General features: G+C 71.3%; 13 protein-coding genes and 3 pseudogenes. 10 read left to right on the top strand and 6 right to left on the bottom strand.

Going from position 1 to position 16,128, the window contains the following annotated elements:
- The 4 genes from ACZ4WH_RS24135 to ACZ4WH_RS24120 form a co-directional block, all read right to left on the bottom strand.
- On the bottom strand, positions 1-603 hold a 603-nt coding region (locus ACZ4WH_RS24135), incomplete at its 3' end, for an alpha/beta fold hydrolase (protein WP_468183726.1).
- A 319-nt stretch (positions 604-922) separates the two neighbouring features.
- On the bottom strand, positions 923-2,440 hold the full coding sequence (locus tag ACZ4WH_RS24130; RefSeq protein WP_468183722.1) for a hypothetical protein: 1,518 nt from the start codon (positions 2,438-2,440) through the stop codon (positions 923-925).
- An 83-nt stretch (positions 2,441-2,523) separates the two neighbouring features.
- Positions 2,524-5,556 (bottom strand): hypothetical protein, encoded by a 3,033-nt coding sequence (locus ACZ4WH_RS24125; protein ID WP_468183719.1) that lies wholly within the window; start codon positions 5,554-5,556, stop codon positions 2,524-2,526.
- 498 nt (positions 5,557-6,054) lie between these two features.
- Entirely contained in the window at positions 6,055-6,975 is a 921-nt protein-coding gene (locus ACZ4WH_RS24120; protein ID WP_468183716.1) for a LysR family transcriptional regulator, read from the bottom strand.
- 191 nt (positions 6,976-7,166) lie between these two features.
- Between ACZ4WH_RS24120 and ACZ4WH_RS24115 the strand changes: the two are divergent.
- The 10 genes and pseudogenes from ACZ4WH_RS24115 to ACZ4WH_RS24070 all read left to right on the top strand — a co-directional run bounded on the left by ACZ4WH_RS24115 (position 7,167) and on the right by ACZ4WH_RS24070 (position 14,488).
- Positions 7,167-7,830: pseudogene (locus tag ACZ4WH_RS24115) on the top strand (amino acid ABC transporter ATP-binding protein).
- 127 nt (positions 7,831-7,957) lie between these two features.
- Positions 7,958-8,356 (top strand): hypothetical protein, encoded by a 399-nt coding sequence (locus ACZ4WH_RS24110; RefSeq protein WP_468183713.1) that lies wholly within the window; start codon positions 7,958-7,960, stop codon positions 8,354-8,356.
- A pseudogene (locus ACZ4WH_RS24105) lies at positions 8,353-8,796 on the top strand (ABC transporter permease subunit); the annotation flags it as partial. The gene ACZ4WH_RS24110 and the pseudogene ACZ4WH_RS24105, both read left to right, overlap by 4 nt.
- 70 nt (positions 8,797-8,866) lie before the next feature.
- Positions 8,867-9,094, top strand: coding sequence for a hypothetical protein (locus ACZ4WH_RS24100; RefSeq protein WP_468183741.1), 228 nt, complete (start codon positions 8,867-8,869; stop codon positions 9,092-9,094).
- A 178-nt stretch (positions 9,095-9,272) separates the two neighbouring features.
- Positions 9,273-9,848 (top strand): class II glutamine amidotransferase, encoded by a 576-nt coding sequence (locus tag ACZ4WH_RS24095; RefSeq protein WP_468183710.1) that lies wholly within the window; start codon positions 9,273-9,275, stop codon positions 9,846-9,848.
- Positions 9,845-10,021 carry a hypothetical protein gene (locus ACZ4WH_RS24090; RefSeq protein ID WP_468183707.1) on the top strand — a complete coding sequence of 59 codons (177 nt, stop codon included), beginning with the start codon at positions 9,845-9,847 and terminating at the stop codon, positions 10,019-10,021. The genes ACZ4WH_RS24095 and ACZ4WH_RS24090 overlap by 4 nt, the downstream gene beginning before the upstream one ends.
- A gap of 313 nt (positions 10,022-10,334) precedes the next feature.
- The gene (locus ACZ4WH_RS24085; RefSeq protein ID WP_468183704.1) at positions 10,335-10,904 is read left to right on the top strand and encodes a sigma-70 family RNA polymerase sigma factor; all 570 of its coding nucleotides are present in this window, start codon (positions 10,335-10,337) and stop codon (positions 10,902-10,904) included.
- A 184-nt stretch (positions 10,905-11,088) separates the two neighbouring features.
- Positions 11,089-11,380 (top strand): annotated as a pseudogene (locus tag ACZ4WH_RS24080) (MFS transporter); the annotation flags it as partial.
- A 53-nt stretch (positions 11,381-11,433) separates the two neighbouring features.
- Positions 11,434-12,252, top strand: a complete 819-nt coding sequence (locus ACZ4WH_RS24075; protein WP_468183701.1) for a hypothetical protein — start codon at positions 11,434-11,436, stop codon at positions 12,250-12,252.
- 658 nt (positions 12,253-12,910) lie between these two features.
- Positions 12,911-14,488, top strand: a complete 1,578-nt coding sequence (locus tag ACZ4WH_RS24070; protein WP_468183698.1) for an ABC transporter substrate-binding protein — start codon at positions 12,911-12,913, stop codon at positions 14,486-14,488.
- An 11-nt stretch (positions 14,489-14,499) separates the two neighbouring features.
- On the opposite strand, the gene ACZ4WH_RS24065 is transcribed toward ACZ4WH_RS24070, so the two are convergent.
- The gene (locus ACZ4WH_RS24065; RefSeq protein WP_468183695.1) at positions 14,500-14,784 is read right to left on the bottom strand and encodes an AraC family transcriptional regulator; all 285 of its coding nucleotides are present in this window, start codon (positions 14,782-14,784) and stop codon (positions 14,500-14,502) included.
- A 343-nt stretch (positions 14,785-15,127) separates the two neighbouring features.
- Positions 15,128-15,964 (bottom strand): alpha/beta fold hydrolase, encoded by an 837-nt coding sequence (locus ACZ4WH_RS24060; RefSeq protein WP_468183692.1) that lies wholly within the window; start codon positions 15,962-15,964, stop codon positions 15,128-15,130.
- Positions 15,965-16,128 lie beyond the last annotated feature (164 nt).

Raw genomic sequence — 16,128 nt, 5'->3', positions numbered from 1 at the left:
GTACTGGGCGTCGCGGGAGGCGAGGCTGCTGGGTACGTCCCGGTTCTCGGTGCGGGCCAGGAACCGGCCGAGGAACTCCACGCCCTTGGCCTGGCCGGTCTCGGTGTGGGCGAAGAAGATGTAGAGCAGGTCCTCGCCGGTGGGCACCTCGGCGCGGGCGTGCGTCTCGATGTCCTTGCGCCAGCCGTGCATGCCCGGGGCTCCCTTGGGACCGGTCCCGGCCAGGATCAGCCGGCGGACCAGCCGCGGCCGGACCAGAGCCATGTCCTGGGCGACGAAACCGCCGATGGAGAAGCCGAGCAGGTCGATCTGCTCCAGGTCCAGCGCCACGGTGAAGCTGATCATCTGCTGGGCCATCTGCGCGACCGTGGTCGCCGGCGTGCCGGTGGAGGAGGCGACGCCGGGGTAGTCGACCAGGATGACCTCGCGTTCGGCGGCCAGCGCGTCGACGAGCGCCGGGTCCCAGTTGTCGAGGTTGCCGGTGAAGTGCTGCAGCATCACCAGCGGCACCCCCCCTTCCGGACCGAGCCTGCGGTAGGCGTAGCGGACACCGTCCGCCTCGGCGAACCGCGTGGGGGCAGTGTGGTGCGTCTCTGAGGCCATCGCTTCTCCCTGGCGGACTGTATGTGCGTGCGGGCCGGGTGGGTGGGCGCCGGGACACGTATGTGCCCGAGGCGTTGTGCCGGTCCCGTGGCCGGCCCGGTCTGCCGGGCTGCTCGATGCCACGCGACGAGCATGACCGTCACATGTGGAAAGTTTGTGGCGCACTTCTTGAACACATCCTGCCAGGACAAGGGTCGTGGCACGAACGCCCGGCCGGGCAGGCCGGCCGGGCGTCGCCATCAGGCGCCCGGGTGGTCACCTGACGCGCGGGCCGCAGAGGGGGGACCGCTGGGTGCGGAGCGTCTCCCCCGTTCCGGGGTCAGTGCTGCGTACCGGCCGACCACAGGACGGCGCCGCCGGCCGACTCGATGACGACGTTGCCGTCGGCCTGTATCACCAACTGCGCGCCGGGGTTGCCGGCGGTGCCGGACGACCACGCCGTACCGTTCGCCTCGGTGTAGACGACGAAATGACCGTCGTCCTGGAAGACGGCCTTGTGCCCGGTGCCCTCGGTGTGCGAGGACCACCGGACCGTCCCGTTCTCGTCGGTGATGACCAGGTTGCCGTCCGTCCGCATGGTGATCTTCATACGGTCCGACGCCACGCTCTCCCCGGGACCGAGGACGGTGGTGGCACTCACCACGCGCGTGCTCCACTCCCGCTTGGCGGTCGTAGGCGCCGTGGCAGCCGCGGCTGCGACCGTCGTGGTCGCGGGCGCGACCCTGGTGGTGGCTCGCACCGGCGTCACGGCGGGGCTGGCCGTGGTGGTCCTGGCCCTGGCGGGCGTGGCCCTGGTCGTCGCGGTGCCGGACGCCCTGGCCGTCGTCGTCGCCGGCTTGCTCGCTGCCGAAACCGTGGCCGCACCCGAGGGCGCGGAGGGCTTCGGCTTCCCGGTGCGCTGCGTGGCCGGTGCCGACGCATTCTTCCCGGCGCCGGTCAGGAGGCCGAGGCCGGCTCCGGATGCCCCGGACGCAGGGGCCGCGGCCGTGCCGGACAACGCATGCAGCAGCCCGGCCGGAGCACCGGGCCGCCCGTCGTGCGTGCCGGAGGCGGCGGGGGCAGGGCGGGGTGCGGCGCCGTCGGAGGCTTCGTGCACGATCCTGCGCCCGGTTGTCGGAGCCGGGGCGGGGACGGCGCGGTGGGTGTACTCCCCTTCCACGGCCGGCGAGGGCGCCACCTGCGGAAGTACCGGTCCGGCGGTGCCCTGCGCAGGGTCCCGCAGCGGCTCGAGGCTCGGCGCTCCGTCGGCGACGGTCGCCGTCCCGTCGCCGGCCGCGCCCGGGGGCTCGGAGGCGACGGGGACCTGCTTCCCGAGTCCCTCGTAGGAGGTCCGGCCGCCGTGATGCGAGATCAGCGGTACCGACGCCAGGACGGCACCGGCGAAGGCGGCGGCCATCAGGAACGGCTTGCCGGTCCGGTGGCCGGCGGCCGCACGGCCCGCGCGAGGGCCGGTGGGGCGTCCGTGAGCGCCGACCGTGCCGCGGAGGCCCTGCTCGGCAGCGGCCTCCGACTCCTCGTCACCGGGTGTGGCGGCTGCGGCATGAGGGGCGGGTGCGGCCCGGTCGGAGCCGGTGGAGGAGCGGTCCGCCTGCCGCCCGCGTGCGCCGGCGCCGGCGGTGGGGCCCGATACGCCGGGAACCACCGCGGGCAGGGACCGGGAGTTGCCCAGGTCGCCGCCGGAGACGGTCCCGGGCCGGGCCGGTGCGCTCTCCGGGAGGGGCGGGTGTGCGGCGATGCCGTCCGCGGACGGCAGTGCCACGGCGCGCCGGATCCCGCGCGCGCCGGCTGTCGCCGCAGACGGCGGGGCGCCGGAGGACGCCGGGTACGTTGATGACATCCGTGCTCCTTCGAAGGGGGGTGTTCGGGGCAGACCGTCCGCACCTCGTCGTCGGCGCGGTGGGGACGGGGTTCGGGGAAGGGTCACCGGCCCGGAGCGGCGGGCGATGCGTCCGGCATGATTCCCAGGACGCCGCGTCGTCCCGCAGGCCAGAGCGGGCCGCCGTCCGGCCTGACGGGTTCGTCGGCCAGGGCGCGCAGACGCTCCAGGACCGGGACGTCTGCCGCGCCGAGCATGCCGGGAGCGGTCGGCGGGGTGCCGGGAGGGATCTCCCGCAGGACCACCACGCTCACTTCGCCGCGGCCGCGCACCTCCAGAACCCGGAACCGGCTGCCCGGACCGAAGACCACGTCGGTCGACGCGGACGGGCCGGCTTCCACGAGCGACCCGACCCTGCGTCCGGTCGACGACCAGATCAGGTAGTGGTCGTCCGCCAGCGTGGGATACCAGGGCTCGTCCACCGCGCGGGTGATCACCGGAACGGCGGCGCCGACCTCCTCACCGGGCAGTAGCATCGCGGTGCTGTCGTCGAAGACGCCGGCGGTCAGCACGGTCGCGCCCCGGTAGGAGGGCAGCCTGCGCAATCCCGAGGCCAGGCAGGCGAGGTAGGCCACCGCGTCGGGATCCCGGCGGTCCAGCGCCGCCGCGAGCTCCCGTTCGCCAAGGCGTCCCTCGCCGGCGCCGAGGTAGGCGTACAGGGCTGCGAGATCGGGGATCGGTTCGCCGTCTTCCCCTCCAGCCGGACGTAGGCCCGGCAGTGCGGTGAGGGTCCGCTGGGCAGCACTGGCGTGGCGCTCCCAGTCCGCGCCCACGTAGGAGCGCAGACACTGCCGCTCGGCGGTGCTGCTGCGGTGGTTGGGCTGTACGGGCACGTAGGCCACCTCGCGCAGAATGGCCTGTCCGGGTGCCTCGGAGGGGCTGCCGGGTGCCGCGGACGGCGCTTCCTCCGGGTCGGTTTCCGCGGTCTGCGGGGCCATGCCGTCGGAGGACCAGGATGTACCGCCCGGCTCGAAGCCGGTGGAGGAGGTGAACACGGGGGTGAAGGGTTCCGGCTCCGGCAGCGGCCCGGTGGGCTGGGGTGCGGAAGGCGGAAAGAGCGGGGCGGGCGGCGGCCACGCGGCCTCGGGTTCCGCCGGCCTGGTGCCCTGCTGGGGATCGGCCGGGCTGTGGCCGTGAGTCTCCGGTTCCGGGCTCACCCGCACGTCGCCCGCGCCACTGTCGGTGGCCTGCGTGGCGAAGGGATCGGCCGGTATGGGGGCCTGGAGTGAAAGGTGTTCTTCCCGAGCCGGCCGGTCCGCGGTGTGCGGGGCGCCGCCGGAGGGGTGCGCCAAGAGGGGACCGGCCGGGACGGGGTCGGCGTCACCGGCCGCGGCCCGGGCCGGTACCGCCTCGCCGTCGCCCGGACGGGCGTCACCGCCCGTGTGCGGGTCGCGGAGCGGCGAGGACGCCGGCGCCTGGGGCATGGAGGCGGGCGCCGCGGACGCGGTGGCGTGCCGCGCCTCGGGGAGGTGTGTCGACTGCGGTGAGTCCGGCTCGGAGGCGTCGGCTCGTGAGTCTCGGCTCAGCGAGTACTCGGCCGGGCCGGCCCCCCCTGTTGTGGTGACGTACTGGACGGGCGGTGCGATCGGCGGGGCCTGCGGCAGGGGGGACTCGGCCGGCGGGCCGGAGGCCGGCGCGGCGGGCTGCCGGGGGTGGTCCGCGAGAGGGCTCCGCAGCACATGGGCGGTGTCCGCACGTGCGCTGGACCAGCCTTTGGGCGCGAGGACCATGCCGTGCTGTACGGCCAGTCGCCGCAAGGTGCGCTGGCCGGTCGCCCCGGTGTTGCCGTGCACCTGGATCAGGGCCCGTTCCCGTACCTCGTCCTCCAGGGATGCGAAGAGACGATCGAGTGACGGCCAGAGTGAGTCGTCGATGGCTCGGCCCGGGACACCGAGGCCGATTGCCACCACATCGCCGTCGGCCGGCCTGGCGGCGGTCAGGGGTGGCCGGTCGCCGTGGCGCCCCACCCACAGGCCCGACCAGGTCAGTATGGTCTGCCAACGGTCGTCGAGGAAGAAGACGCCGGGTTCGGGACCCTCCTCCAGCCAAGCCGCGGGGGAGCGCAGGCTGCCCATACGCGGCTCCGGCGCCCGGTCGGCTCCGGCCGGCGAGCAGGTGACGCTCTCCACGTAGGGCTCCCAGGCCGGGCTGCCGTCGGGGCCGACGATAACGGTGCGCGCATGGCCGTCCAGCGGGTCCGCCGCCAGCAGCAGCGGTAGGCCGCTGGTGACGTCGACCTCCAGCCCCAGCGTGTCCGCGGTCTCCTGACCCAGGGCGAGCAGGTCACGTCCGTCCGCCGGGACGAGCCTCACGCTCGCACGTGCGCGGCTCTGCATCGCCGCAAGGACGTCGGCGATGGCGTCGGCGCTCACCTCCGGCGCGTCGGGCGCGTCCGGCGCCCCCACGAGCAGCAGCGGCCTGCTGGGATCGACCGGAACGGCGAAGCCCAGCGATTCGGGGCCGCCGGACGGCGCCGACACCGGCCGGATCAGCAACCCCGCGGGCATCTGCTGTACAACGTGGTCCTCGGCCACGATGGTCGGCACCCGTGCGAGGTGGCTCTCCCAGTCAGGCCGTGGAAGGCGCGCGCCGATCCGGCGGGGCACCGCGCCGGGGGCGAAGAGCCACCAGCCGCCGGGCGAACTGCTGCCGTCGGGGGAGAACAGCGAACCCCCCGGCACGATGAGCGCGGGTCCGCTCGGCGCGATCACTTCCAGTCCCCAGTCCTCGCACAGCCGCCGGGCCGGCGAGGGCGCCGCCCGGCGATCGAGGGCGCCCTGGGACATCACCAGCCGCAGCAGCCGTATGCCCCTCGCCCGCAGTCCGCCGACCAGGGGGGCGAGAGCGCGGGCGAAGCCGTCCAGTTCTTCGTCCGTGGGCAGGGAGCCGACGAGTACGGTGGCCTGTCCGGGAGCATCGTGCAGAGCTTCGGCGGCCTCGGCGAGCGCCTCCGGGAGATCCTGTTCGCGGTGCACCAAGTGGACGCCCTTCACTCCGGTCACCGTGAAGGCGGCGGCCTGCGCGCCCGCGGGGGCGTCCGGGTTCGGCTCCTGCGCCCTGCTGGCCCGCCGGACCATCAGGCGGTCCGCGTCGACGGACTGGCGGGCTGCGTGTGACGCGGTCGTGTGCCGCGAAGCGTGAACCGGTGTACTCGGCCGAACGAAACGGTCATGGTCGGCTCAACTCGCCTTCATCCGCAGGTGCTCCGTGCCCGTGTGCCCGTGGTCGGCGGGTGTGTCGCGAGGTGTGTGACACACCCGCCGTCTCGGGACCTGCCGGCGCTGGGGGACGGGGAGGAGTCGCCCAGCGCCGGAAAATACAGCAGACATGGCCACGCCCGCGTTTTCGCACTGTGGCACATGCGCTTGTACAAACCTAACAGGTAGCCAGCAGCGAAATAGCCGTCCAAGTCAGGGCTTTACCGAACCGACACGCCGAGCTCAGGTGTCCGGAGCGCGCCGTAGTACGGGTATACGCGGTTTGGCGTCCAGGCCGTCGCAGTTCGTTCGACACGTGTGCAGCATCGGCATTGAGATCTTGTGTGTCTGCCGGGACGGGGGCTTGCCCACGGGCTGTCAGTGCTCGGGTGTGCCGAAGCGTTCGCGCAGCTCACCGGCCACGGAGCGGACCTCGCGCAGCACCGTGGCGACCGCGGGCACCATGGCCATGTCGGGCCAGAGCAAGGCATAGGTGTGCCGCAGCGGCCAACTGCGCAGCGGCCGGTGGACGACCCCTGGGGCCAGGTGCGCGTGCAGGGCCAGCTCGCTCATGAGGCTGATCCCCAGTCCGGAGGCGACCAGCGCCTGGATGGCGCTCACGTCGTCGACCGTGGCGGCGATGACCGGTCGGTACCCCAGGTTGGTGCAGGCCGCCTCGAAACGGCCCCGGAAGGACTCCATCACCCACTCCCGGGAGGCGAGGTGGGCCAGCTCGACCGTGCTGCTCGCGGCCAGCGGGTCGTCCTCGCGCATCAGCACGCACGGCCGGTCGGTCATCAGCTCGGTGCGCAGCATGGCTCCTTCGCCGTCGGGCAGGTCGTCGCCGGCCCAGTCGCACAGCAGACCGAGATCGGCCTCGCCTGCCCGCACCATGCGCCTGGCGTCGGCCGGTTCCGCCTGGGAGACGGTCACTTGCACATCCGGGTGCGTGGTGCGCAACCGGGCGACGAGTTCGGGAATCAGCGTCACACAGCTGCTCTGGAACGCCGCTATCCGCACCAGTCCGCCTCCGCGCGCCACGACCGAGGCGACGTCCTGGTCGGCCGCGCGCAGGGTGGAGAACACGGCATCGGCGTGCCGCACCAGGAGTTCGCCGATCTCGGTGAGGCCCAGCTCACGGCCGGCCTTCACCACCAACGGCGCTCCGACCGAGTGCCGCAGGCGGCGCATCTGATAGCTGACAGCCGGCTGGGTGTAACCCAGGGAGGCGGCCGCTGCCGTGTAGGAGCCCGTTCGCGCCACCTCGGTCAGCACACGAAGCTGGTGCACGTCCAACATGCGGCTACCATAAGTGACTTCAATACATGGCAGAAAACATCCTCGTTGGACACCGTGCTCATACGTCCGGTCACAATGGAGCACCTTGCAGGCACAACACGCCTCATCCGGGGGAGTTCACGGTGATCACCACACCTCAGGCCGGCTCGGCCGCACCGCGCGGGGCCACCGCCGGCAGCGACCGGCGGAAGCTGGTACGGATCCAGGGCGTGGACAAGTACTTCGGTGACCACCAGGTGCTCCACCACGTCGACCTGGACGTCGCGGCCGGAGAGGTCGTGGCAGTGGTCGGTCCGTCCGGATCGGGCAAGTCGACACTGTGCCGGTGCGTGAACGGCCTGGAGCGGTTCGACAGGGGCAGTGTGCTGGTCGACGGGGTGCCCCAGCCCGTCCAAGGCCGTGAACTGGCCCGCTTCCGCGCCGACACCGGAATGGTCTCCCAGTCCTTCAACCTGTTCGGCCATCTCACCGTGGAGCAGAACATCAGGCTGGCCCCCGTCAGGCTGGCGGACAAGGCGCGCGCACCCGGCCCAGCTGTCCGGCGGTCAGCAGCAGCGGGTGGCCATCGCCCGCGCCCTGGCCATGGACCCCAAGGTGCTGATGTGCGACGAGCCCACCTCCGCGCTCGACCCCGAGATGGTGCAGGAGGTGCTCGACGTACTGGCCGCCGTCGCGGCGGACGGTACCTCGATGATCGTGGTCACGCACGAGATGGCGTTCGCCAGGGAGGTCGCCGACCGGATGGCGTTCATGGATGGCGGCCGGCTGCTCGAAGAGGCGTACCCCGACGCGTTCTTCACCGCGCCGCGGCATCCCCGTGCCGCCGAGTTCCTCTCCAAGGTGCTCAGATGTTGACCTCCCGACCACGGGTGAACACGCCACCCGTGGCGTGCCGCCGCCCCGCCCAAGCCTCCCCCGCCGCGGGGCGGCGGCACGCATCCCCATACCCGCGCCCATGCCCCGCCCACCACCGGAGTCGTCCATGACCCCCGCACCCGGTACGCCGAAGCACACTTCCCGCCGCGGCACCGCAGCGGCGCTGGTCGCCCTCGCCGCCGCCTTCGTCTCCGCCTGCTCCGGCTCCGGGTCGGACGCCGCGAAGGTACCGGGCGCTCCGGCCGCCACCGCAGCGGCCGGCGCCGACGCGGACGCCATCACGGCACTGGTGGCCAAGGAGCAGCCCGCCGGCGCGACGTTGCTTCCCGCGGGCTCCACCGCGGCGGCCATCCGCAAACGGGCCACGCTGGTGGTCGGCGGCACCCAGACCGCAGCGCTGTTCTCACTGCTTGACCCAGCCACCGGCCAGGTCGACGGCTTCGACGCGGCCCTGTCCCGGCGCGCACCCGGCGGCGCATCGCCTGGGCCACCGCGGTCTCGGTGACGCCGCTGACGGTCCTGCTGGGGGCGGCGGTACGGCAGTTCGCCGTGCACGGACAGCTCGACGCCGACAAGTGGCGGCTGTTCACGCAGTGGCCGGTCGTCCGTTACCTGCTGCTCAGTCTGTGGGCCACGGTGCGGGTCGCCCCGGTCGCCGGGGGCCTGGCCCTGCCCATCGGAGCGGTGCTCGCACTGGCCAGGGTGTCCGGCCGCGGTCTGCTGCGCCGGCCGGCCGCCTGGTACGTGGAGGTCCTGCGCGCCGTTCCGCTGCTGCTGATCTACGCCTTCCTGCTCGGCCTGCCGGATACCGGCGTGCGGATGCCACTGTTCCGGCAGTTGGTCTGCCCGATCGTCCGCACCAACGCGGCCGTGTTCGCCGAGATCTTCCGTGCCGGCATACGGGCACTGCCGGGCGGCCGGCACGAGGCCGCCCAGGCGCTCGGCCTCACGCACGGGCAGGCGATGCGGCTGGTGGTGCTGCCCCAGGCGGTACGGCAGTTCCTCGCCCGCCCTGGTGGCCCAGTTGATCCGCCTGCTGAAGGACAGCACGCTCGGCTACGTGGTCAGTTATCTCGAGTTGCTCAACTCCGCCAAGGTACTGGGCGAGTACAACCACACGATCGTCCAGAGCTGTCTGGTGGTCGCCCTGGTCTTCGTGCGGGTCAACACCGCGCTGGCGAGCGCCGCGAACGGGTTGCAGCGCCGCGTCGGCACAACCGCCGCGACGCCCGGGAGACGCTGACGCTCCCGGCCCCCACCGCCCGACGGGGACCGCGTAGGCCGGGGCGGGGGCATGCCGTCCAGCCCCCTTCCGTGCTCTGGTGCGGCTCCACGGTGCCGCCGGACCGCCTTTGCGGCGAGCGGTGCCCCGGGGCTCCCGCGAACCCTTTCCCTGGTAAGTCTCCACGAAGGACTATGACGTGTGCCGACTGCTCGGCGTGGTCGCCCGGCGACCCGCCGCTCTCACCGACCTGATCGCTCCCGACCTCGAACCCTTCCTCGCCCTCGCCACCGAGCACGCCGACGGCTGGGGCGTGGCCCGGCGCACGGTGGACGGGTCCGTCGACATCATCAAGGACCCGCGCCCCGCCGGGCAGGACGCCCGACTGCGCCCACTGCTCGCCACCACGGTCACCGGCGCGGCATTCGTACACCTGCGCATGGCCACCCCCGGATCCCACGTCACACTCGCCAACACCCGTCCGTCCGGCGACTATCGCAGCGCCTTCGCGCACAACGGCGACTTCTTCCCGGTCACCGCGGTGGACGGGGTGGCCGGCCCTGTACTGTCGGAGGCAGCCGGCGACACCGACAGTGAGCGCTTCCACCTGGCCGTCCGCCGCAGGACGGACGACGGAATGGATCCGATCAAGGCGGTGCTCCAGGCCGCCGACGACATCAGGGCGCACGCCGAAGCTTCGCCAGCCTCAACTGCCTGCTCCTCACCCAGAACGCGCTGCTGGCCTACGCCGAGCACGACCCCGATTCCGAGGTGATCGCCCGTCGCGGCGCCGACTACTTCCACCTCCGCTACCGCAAGACCGCCGACGCGGTCGTCGTCGCCTCAACCGGGTGGCCGCAGCCCGCTCCCCACTGGCAGCGCGTTCCCGAATGGGGACTGCTCGAGCTGGTGCCCGGAACGCTGGAGACCACGGTGCACCGACGCTGAGCGTCCGGTGATGGCGCCGCCCCGGTGATGCGCGCGGTGCATCGACCGATGCCGAACCTGTCTTGGACGTCGGACGACCCGCCTGGTGGGATGGGCGGACTGCAGGCCCCCGTGCCGCCTCCCGGGGAGGAGGCGAGCTCGTGAGGAGCCTCTTCCGCCCGGACCGTGCGCGCACCCGGGCCGACGCCGGCACCGCCGAGCCGCGGGAACCGAACACCGGGCGGCTCCCGCCAGCCGTACTGCCGGCTGCCCTTCGGCCCCGAGACGGCCAACCTCCGACCCGCCTGCCGCTCTCACGCAGGAGAAGACGAGCATGAAGATGAACCCGGCCTCGAAGGCGTCGCCTTCGTCCCCCTCCTCCGCTCAACAGCTCTACGTACAGGGTTTGATGGCGCAGTACCGAACTGCTCTGGTGGCCTACGCCGAGCGTCTGCTACTGGACCGTCACCTAGCAGAGGACATCGTGCAGGAGGCCTTCATCCGGGCGTGGCACCATGCTGAGAGGCTGCGCACGGGTGACGGTTCCGTGCGCAACTGGCTGCTGAAGGTGACGCGCAATCTGGTCATCGACCGCACGCGCAGTGCGGCCGTCCGGTACGAGAGCGCCATGGAGGAGTTCCAGGACCTCCCGGAGCCCGACCACACCGACGAGGTGCTGGCGTTCCAGGAGGTCCTCACGCTGCTGCGTGGCCTGTCCAGCGATCACCGTGAAGTGCTCGTCCACGTGTGTCTCTACGGCTTCACGGTGCGTGAGACGGCCCGCCGACTGGGCATACCGCCGGGTACGGTGAAATCGCGTCAGCACTATGCCCTGAACACCCTGCGGCGCCGTGTCGGCCTGCTGCCCGCCTACCAGCTGCCGGCCGAGGCTGCGACGGGCTGAGCAGCGCTCGGAGGCCCCGGCGGACGCCGTCCGCGCCGATGCGTGCATGTCTCTCCCCGTGGAGCCGTGGTGGCTTGTCCACCGCACTGGATACACGAAAAGGGACAACGAACGGTTCACATCCGCGAGGCACCGACACAAGCAACGGCGCGGCAGGTGCGCACCCCCGCCCCGGCCGGGGTGCGTCCTCGGGGTGGCACCCGGAGCCGCGGCGGCGGGCCGGCTGGCCGAGCGCATCGGGCGCCGCCGGGTCGTGCAGACGGCTGCCGTCCTCTTCTGCGGCAGCGCCGTCGGCTCGGCGCTGCCGGTCACCGCCTCCGTGCTGGGAGCCTGGCGCTTCGCGGTCGGACTCGCCATCGGTCTGGCTTCCCTGATCGGACCCACCTACATCGCGGAGATCTCACCGCCGGCCTACCGCGGGCGACTGGCAGGCCGCCATCGCGGTCGACATCACGGCCTCGCAACTCGTCAACTGGGGCACGCGGCTTTCGTGGTCCACAGCACCGGCGACGACACCTACCGCCGGCAGATGCGAGCTCTGCTCGCACGCATCCCCGGTGACGCCGGCCGGGACGTCGACCAAGCCTGGACGCGGGCCAGCTGCGACCCTTTCGGCGCCCGCAGGACCGTACTGGAACTGCTGAGGAGCTGCCTGGCCGATCCCAACCGTCACGTCGACCAGCTGACCATCCTGGGTGGCGCCGCCTGGGTGCTGGACGAGACGGCCGCGGCGATCCGGCTCCTGGGCACCGCGGCGGAGCACCTGCAAGCTGCCACGACCGTCGGCTCCAACGCCACGCTGGGGCAGGCGCTGGCGCGGTTCGAGGCCGGTGCCTGGGAAGCGGCGTGGTCCTCAGCCGAGGACGCCCGGCGGATCGCTGCGGAGAACGGATTGGAGATGGCGGGCCGCTCCGCGATGTTCGTGGGAGCGGCGCTGCTTGCCCTGAAGGGGGAGGCCGCCGACGCGCGCAGGCTGATCGACCAGGCCGTGGCCGGGGTGCACGCGGCGGAGAGCCGCGCTCTGGGGGCCCGGGCGCGCTGGGTGCGTGCCATGGTGGCCGGTGTCGAGGGCAACCATCCGGCAGTGGGCGGGACGCGCGCAACGAGTTCGGGGACGCCGTGGCGGTGGTCTGCGGAGCCTGCGTCCGGTGGCGTCGTAGAGGCGATCGGTGGAATGTCTGCGCTGGCGTCGGCGGCGGTGCAGTCTCGGCCGGGCCGCGGTCCGGGCCCGCTGGAGCAGTCCCGCCGCGAGGGGCCGTGCTCAGAAGCCGGTCAGCGCAGATCCTTTCCGGGTGTGCCGCTGCACCGCCTGGTCACTCAGTTGAGGGCGCCGTTCAACTGGCGCTGACAGGACTCGCAGTAATCCTATGCCGGCCTCCGTCGGCTCCGTGCGCCGAGTGTGCTCGGCGCACGGAGAACCCGGGTCTGAACAGGACGCTGGCGTGCTCAGGCTCACGCAGAGCGGTCGTGACACGCCGCTGTCGCGGATCGTGTCCCCGGATGCGAACTCATGTGAAGGGATGGTGACGCGGCATCACCTCTCATACGTGTGCTCGATGGCGGGTCACGAATGCCCGATGTGCCCCCGATGGATCCGTCTTCCCGCGGTTTCGGCGAACCGTGGCTACCCGTGCGAGCGGAGCCTGCCGTCACTCTGCCCGGTCGGTCGGTCCGCGCGTGCCTACAGGCAGCGAGTGCAACGTTGCTGCCTTTTGGGGCAGGAAGATCGTCGTGAGGCCGCTGGGTGTGCGTATGCCCGCACCTAGCGAGGGAAGATCAAAACGCCCATAGGCCTTCAAATAACCGGCCGATTACCATAGTTACAGGCACTTTCGCTCCGATTGCGGCGCCGTAACGTCGTCGCGGAGCCGACTTGCACCAGCTGACTAGTCTCGCCGTGACACACTCTCCGACATATGTGTCTCCCAAGAGCCTCATGCGTGTGCCAGTGAGACACCTTCCCGTCGCTCCCGTCTGTCCTCCCTTTTGCAGAAAAGGCACGTGCAGTGAATCCGCGCAAGAAGTGGCTCGTCCTGCCCTCTCTGATGCTGTTGTCCTCTTCCCTGCTGACGGGATGCGGTACCGGGCTCGGGGGCTGGAACAGCGGTCCCCACATAGTGGTCGGCATGTCGGACGACGTACTGGCAGTGGACCCCGCCTCCGGCTACGACCCGGGGTCCTGGCTGCTGTTCAACAACGTCTTCCAGTCCCTGCTCACCTTTCCCAACGGGGGAACCGAGCCGGAGCCCGACGCCGCGCGAGAGTGCTTCTTCACCGATGCCCGGGCCCGGACCTACCGGTGCACCCTGAAGGCCGGGCTGAAGTTCAGCAACGGTGACCCGCTCACCGCCGAGGACGTCAAATTCTCCATGGAACGGGTGCTGCGCATCAACGACCCGGCCGGCCCGGCGGTGCTGTTGCAGTCGCTGGGCCGGATCGACACCCCGGACGACCGGACGGTCATCTTCCGTCTCAAGACATCAGACGCCACCTTCCCCAGCAAGATCGCTTCGGGTGCAGGATCCATCGTCGACCACCGTGTCTACGACCGGGACGGATTGAGCAAGGAGACGACGGCGATCGGCTCCGGGCCGTACAAGCTCGACTCCTTCGACAAGCACAGGGCCGTCTTCTCCGTCAATCCCAACTACAAGGGAGTGGCCGAGGTCAAGAACTCCGATGTGACGCTGAAGTTCTTCCACGGCAACCAGGCGGCGCTGAAGGAGAGCGTGGTCGAAGGCACGGTGGACGTCGCCTATCGGGGACTGAACGCGAAGGACATCGCCGACATCGACGAGCAGATCGGCAAGAAGGACCTCGAGGTCGTCGAGGGAACCAGCGCCGAGGTGCAGCACCTGGTCTTCAACATGAAGGACCCGGTGGCGGGCCGACTCGGGGTGCGCAAGGCCATCGCCTTCGTTCTGGACCGGGAAGAGCTGATCGAGCAGGTCTATCACGGCACGGCCATCCCGCTGTACTCCCTCATCCCCGCCGGGATCGCCGGGCACGATGCCACGTTCTTCGATCGCTACGGCTCTTCGCCCTCGAAGAAGGAGGCCGCCGCCGCACTGCGCGCCGAAGGCATCGAGGGAAAGGTGAAGCTGACGCTCTGGTCCACCCCCTCCCGCTACGGTCCGGCCACCGATCAGGAGCTCTCCACCATCGCCGACCAGCTCAACGCGAGCGGTCTGTTCCAGGTCGGCGTACGCTCCCTGCCCTTCGACCGGTACGAGAAGGCGGTGGCCGCGGGCACGTCCGGCGTCTTCGTGAAGGGATGGGTGCCCGACTACCCGGACCCCGACAACTTCACTTCCCCGTTTTTCGGCGAGGGCAACGTGTTGGAGAACCACTACTCCAACCGCGCGATCACGCATACGCTGCTGCCTCGTACCGCCGCCCAGAGCAACCGCGGCGCCACCACCGAGGACTTCGCGCGGCTTCAGGAGATCGTGGCCGAGCAGCTGCCGGTACTGCCCGTGTGGCAGGGCAAGCAGTACGCGGTCGTCCGCGACGACGTCCGCGGTTACGAGTACTGTCTCGACCCCTCGACGATCTTCCGCTTCTGGGAACTGTACAAGGCCTGAGGGGTCCCGCCTCACCGGTCGTGGAACGAGGCCCGGTACGCGTTCGGCGTCAGGTCACCCATCTGCTGGGGGGTGACTCCGACATCCTGGAGCAACCGCCTGCTCAGCGTGCGCACGCTCAGACCGCACCGTTGCGCCATGGCGTCGAGGCTCAGGTCCGCGCTCAGGTTGTCGTCGATCCAGCTCAGCAGGTCCGCGAAACGCGATCCGCGGGGCAGCACCGGATGGCCCGGGGCGGCGAAGGGCGCCTGCCCCCCTGGGCCGTCGCAGGGGCACGAGTAACTGCCTCGCGGCACGCGTGGCGGCCTCCGCACCGACCGGTTCGAGTTTCACTCCCCTTTGGCAGCCGTTCGGACCCCGGCCCTCGGCAGCTCCGCCTCCCCCCGATCAGAGGCGGAGCTGTCTTCACCTTCCGCTGCACTCGCCGGGCCAACACGCCGGTATCTGCCGGCCGCTGGACGCGGCTTCGGCTTCTCGTCGCCGGGACAGCGTCTGTGCGCACTCGGCGCGCGGCGCGAACCCACAGGGGAGCCGACCGGGCATGGGATACGGCGGGTCCGGCTGAACGCTCGTGCGGATGTCGTCAGCGCGCGGAGGCGCAGCCGCGACGTCCGCTGCGCCAGGTGGAGGCGCGGGCTCTCAGAGGGAGAGGAAGCGGTTGACCTCGTGGGCGAAGTCCTCCGGGTGCTGGAAGAGGAACCCGTGCCCGGCATCGCTGTACAGGATGATCTTGGCGTTGGGCAGCCGCTGCGACATCGCGTAGGTGGCGTAGGCGTGAATCATCACGTCGTGGGCCCCATTGGCGACCAGGACGGGCAGGGTGAGCTCCTCCTGTCGGTCCCAGTACCCCTTGAAGCTGCCGAGGGCGGCCAGCTGACCGCGGAAGGCGTCGGCGCTCACCGCGGCGTTCGACTGCTTGAGCCGGTGATCCAGCCGCCGCAGCGACGCCAGGCCGGCCGCCCGCGCCTTCTCGGTCTCTGGATAGAACAGGTAGAGGAAGTCCTCGTCGCCGTTGTTCGGCTTGCCGGTGGTCTGGGCGACACGCTCCGGCGGGGCGGGCAGGTCGGGCACCCCGCCGGCGGAACTGCCGGCCACCACCAGACGGTGCACCAGCTCCGGCGCGGCCAGGGCGACACCCTGGGCGACGATGCCGCCCATGGACCAGCCCAGCACGTCGATGTCGGTCAGGCCCAGGGAGCCGATGAAGGCCAGGGAGCCCTGGACCAGCTCATCCATGGTCACCGGCGCGCTGCCGGTCGAGAAGTTGGTGCCGCGGTTATCGAAGATGATGACCTCACGCTCCGCGGCCAGCAGATCGAGAAACGCAGGGTCCCAGTGGTCGATGGTGCCACGCAGACGCATGTGCATGACGAGCGGGCGAGTCCCCTCGCGTCCGAAACGGCGGTATGCGAAGCGCTCGCCGTCGGGTCCGTCGACGTAGCGCGTCTCGGCCGAGTCGGCCAGGTAAGTGGTCACGGGTGACTCCTGTCATCGGGTGGTGTGCGGTGGGTCCGTGCGCCCGGCGGGTCAGGTGACAAGCCGTCGAGGCGGGTGCCTGTGCGAAGGCCTGGCCTTGTCCGTGCTCGGCTCTCGGCCGGTGTGCCGGTGACCTCCCGAGCCGAGGTTTGTGCCGGCGACGG

The organism is Streptomyces sp. NPDC029138, assembly GCF_055564375.1.
This window is presented reverse-complemented; position numbering and strand designations above follow the sequence as displayed.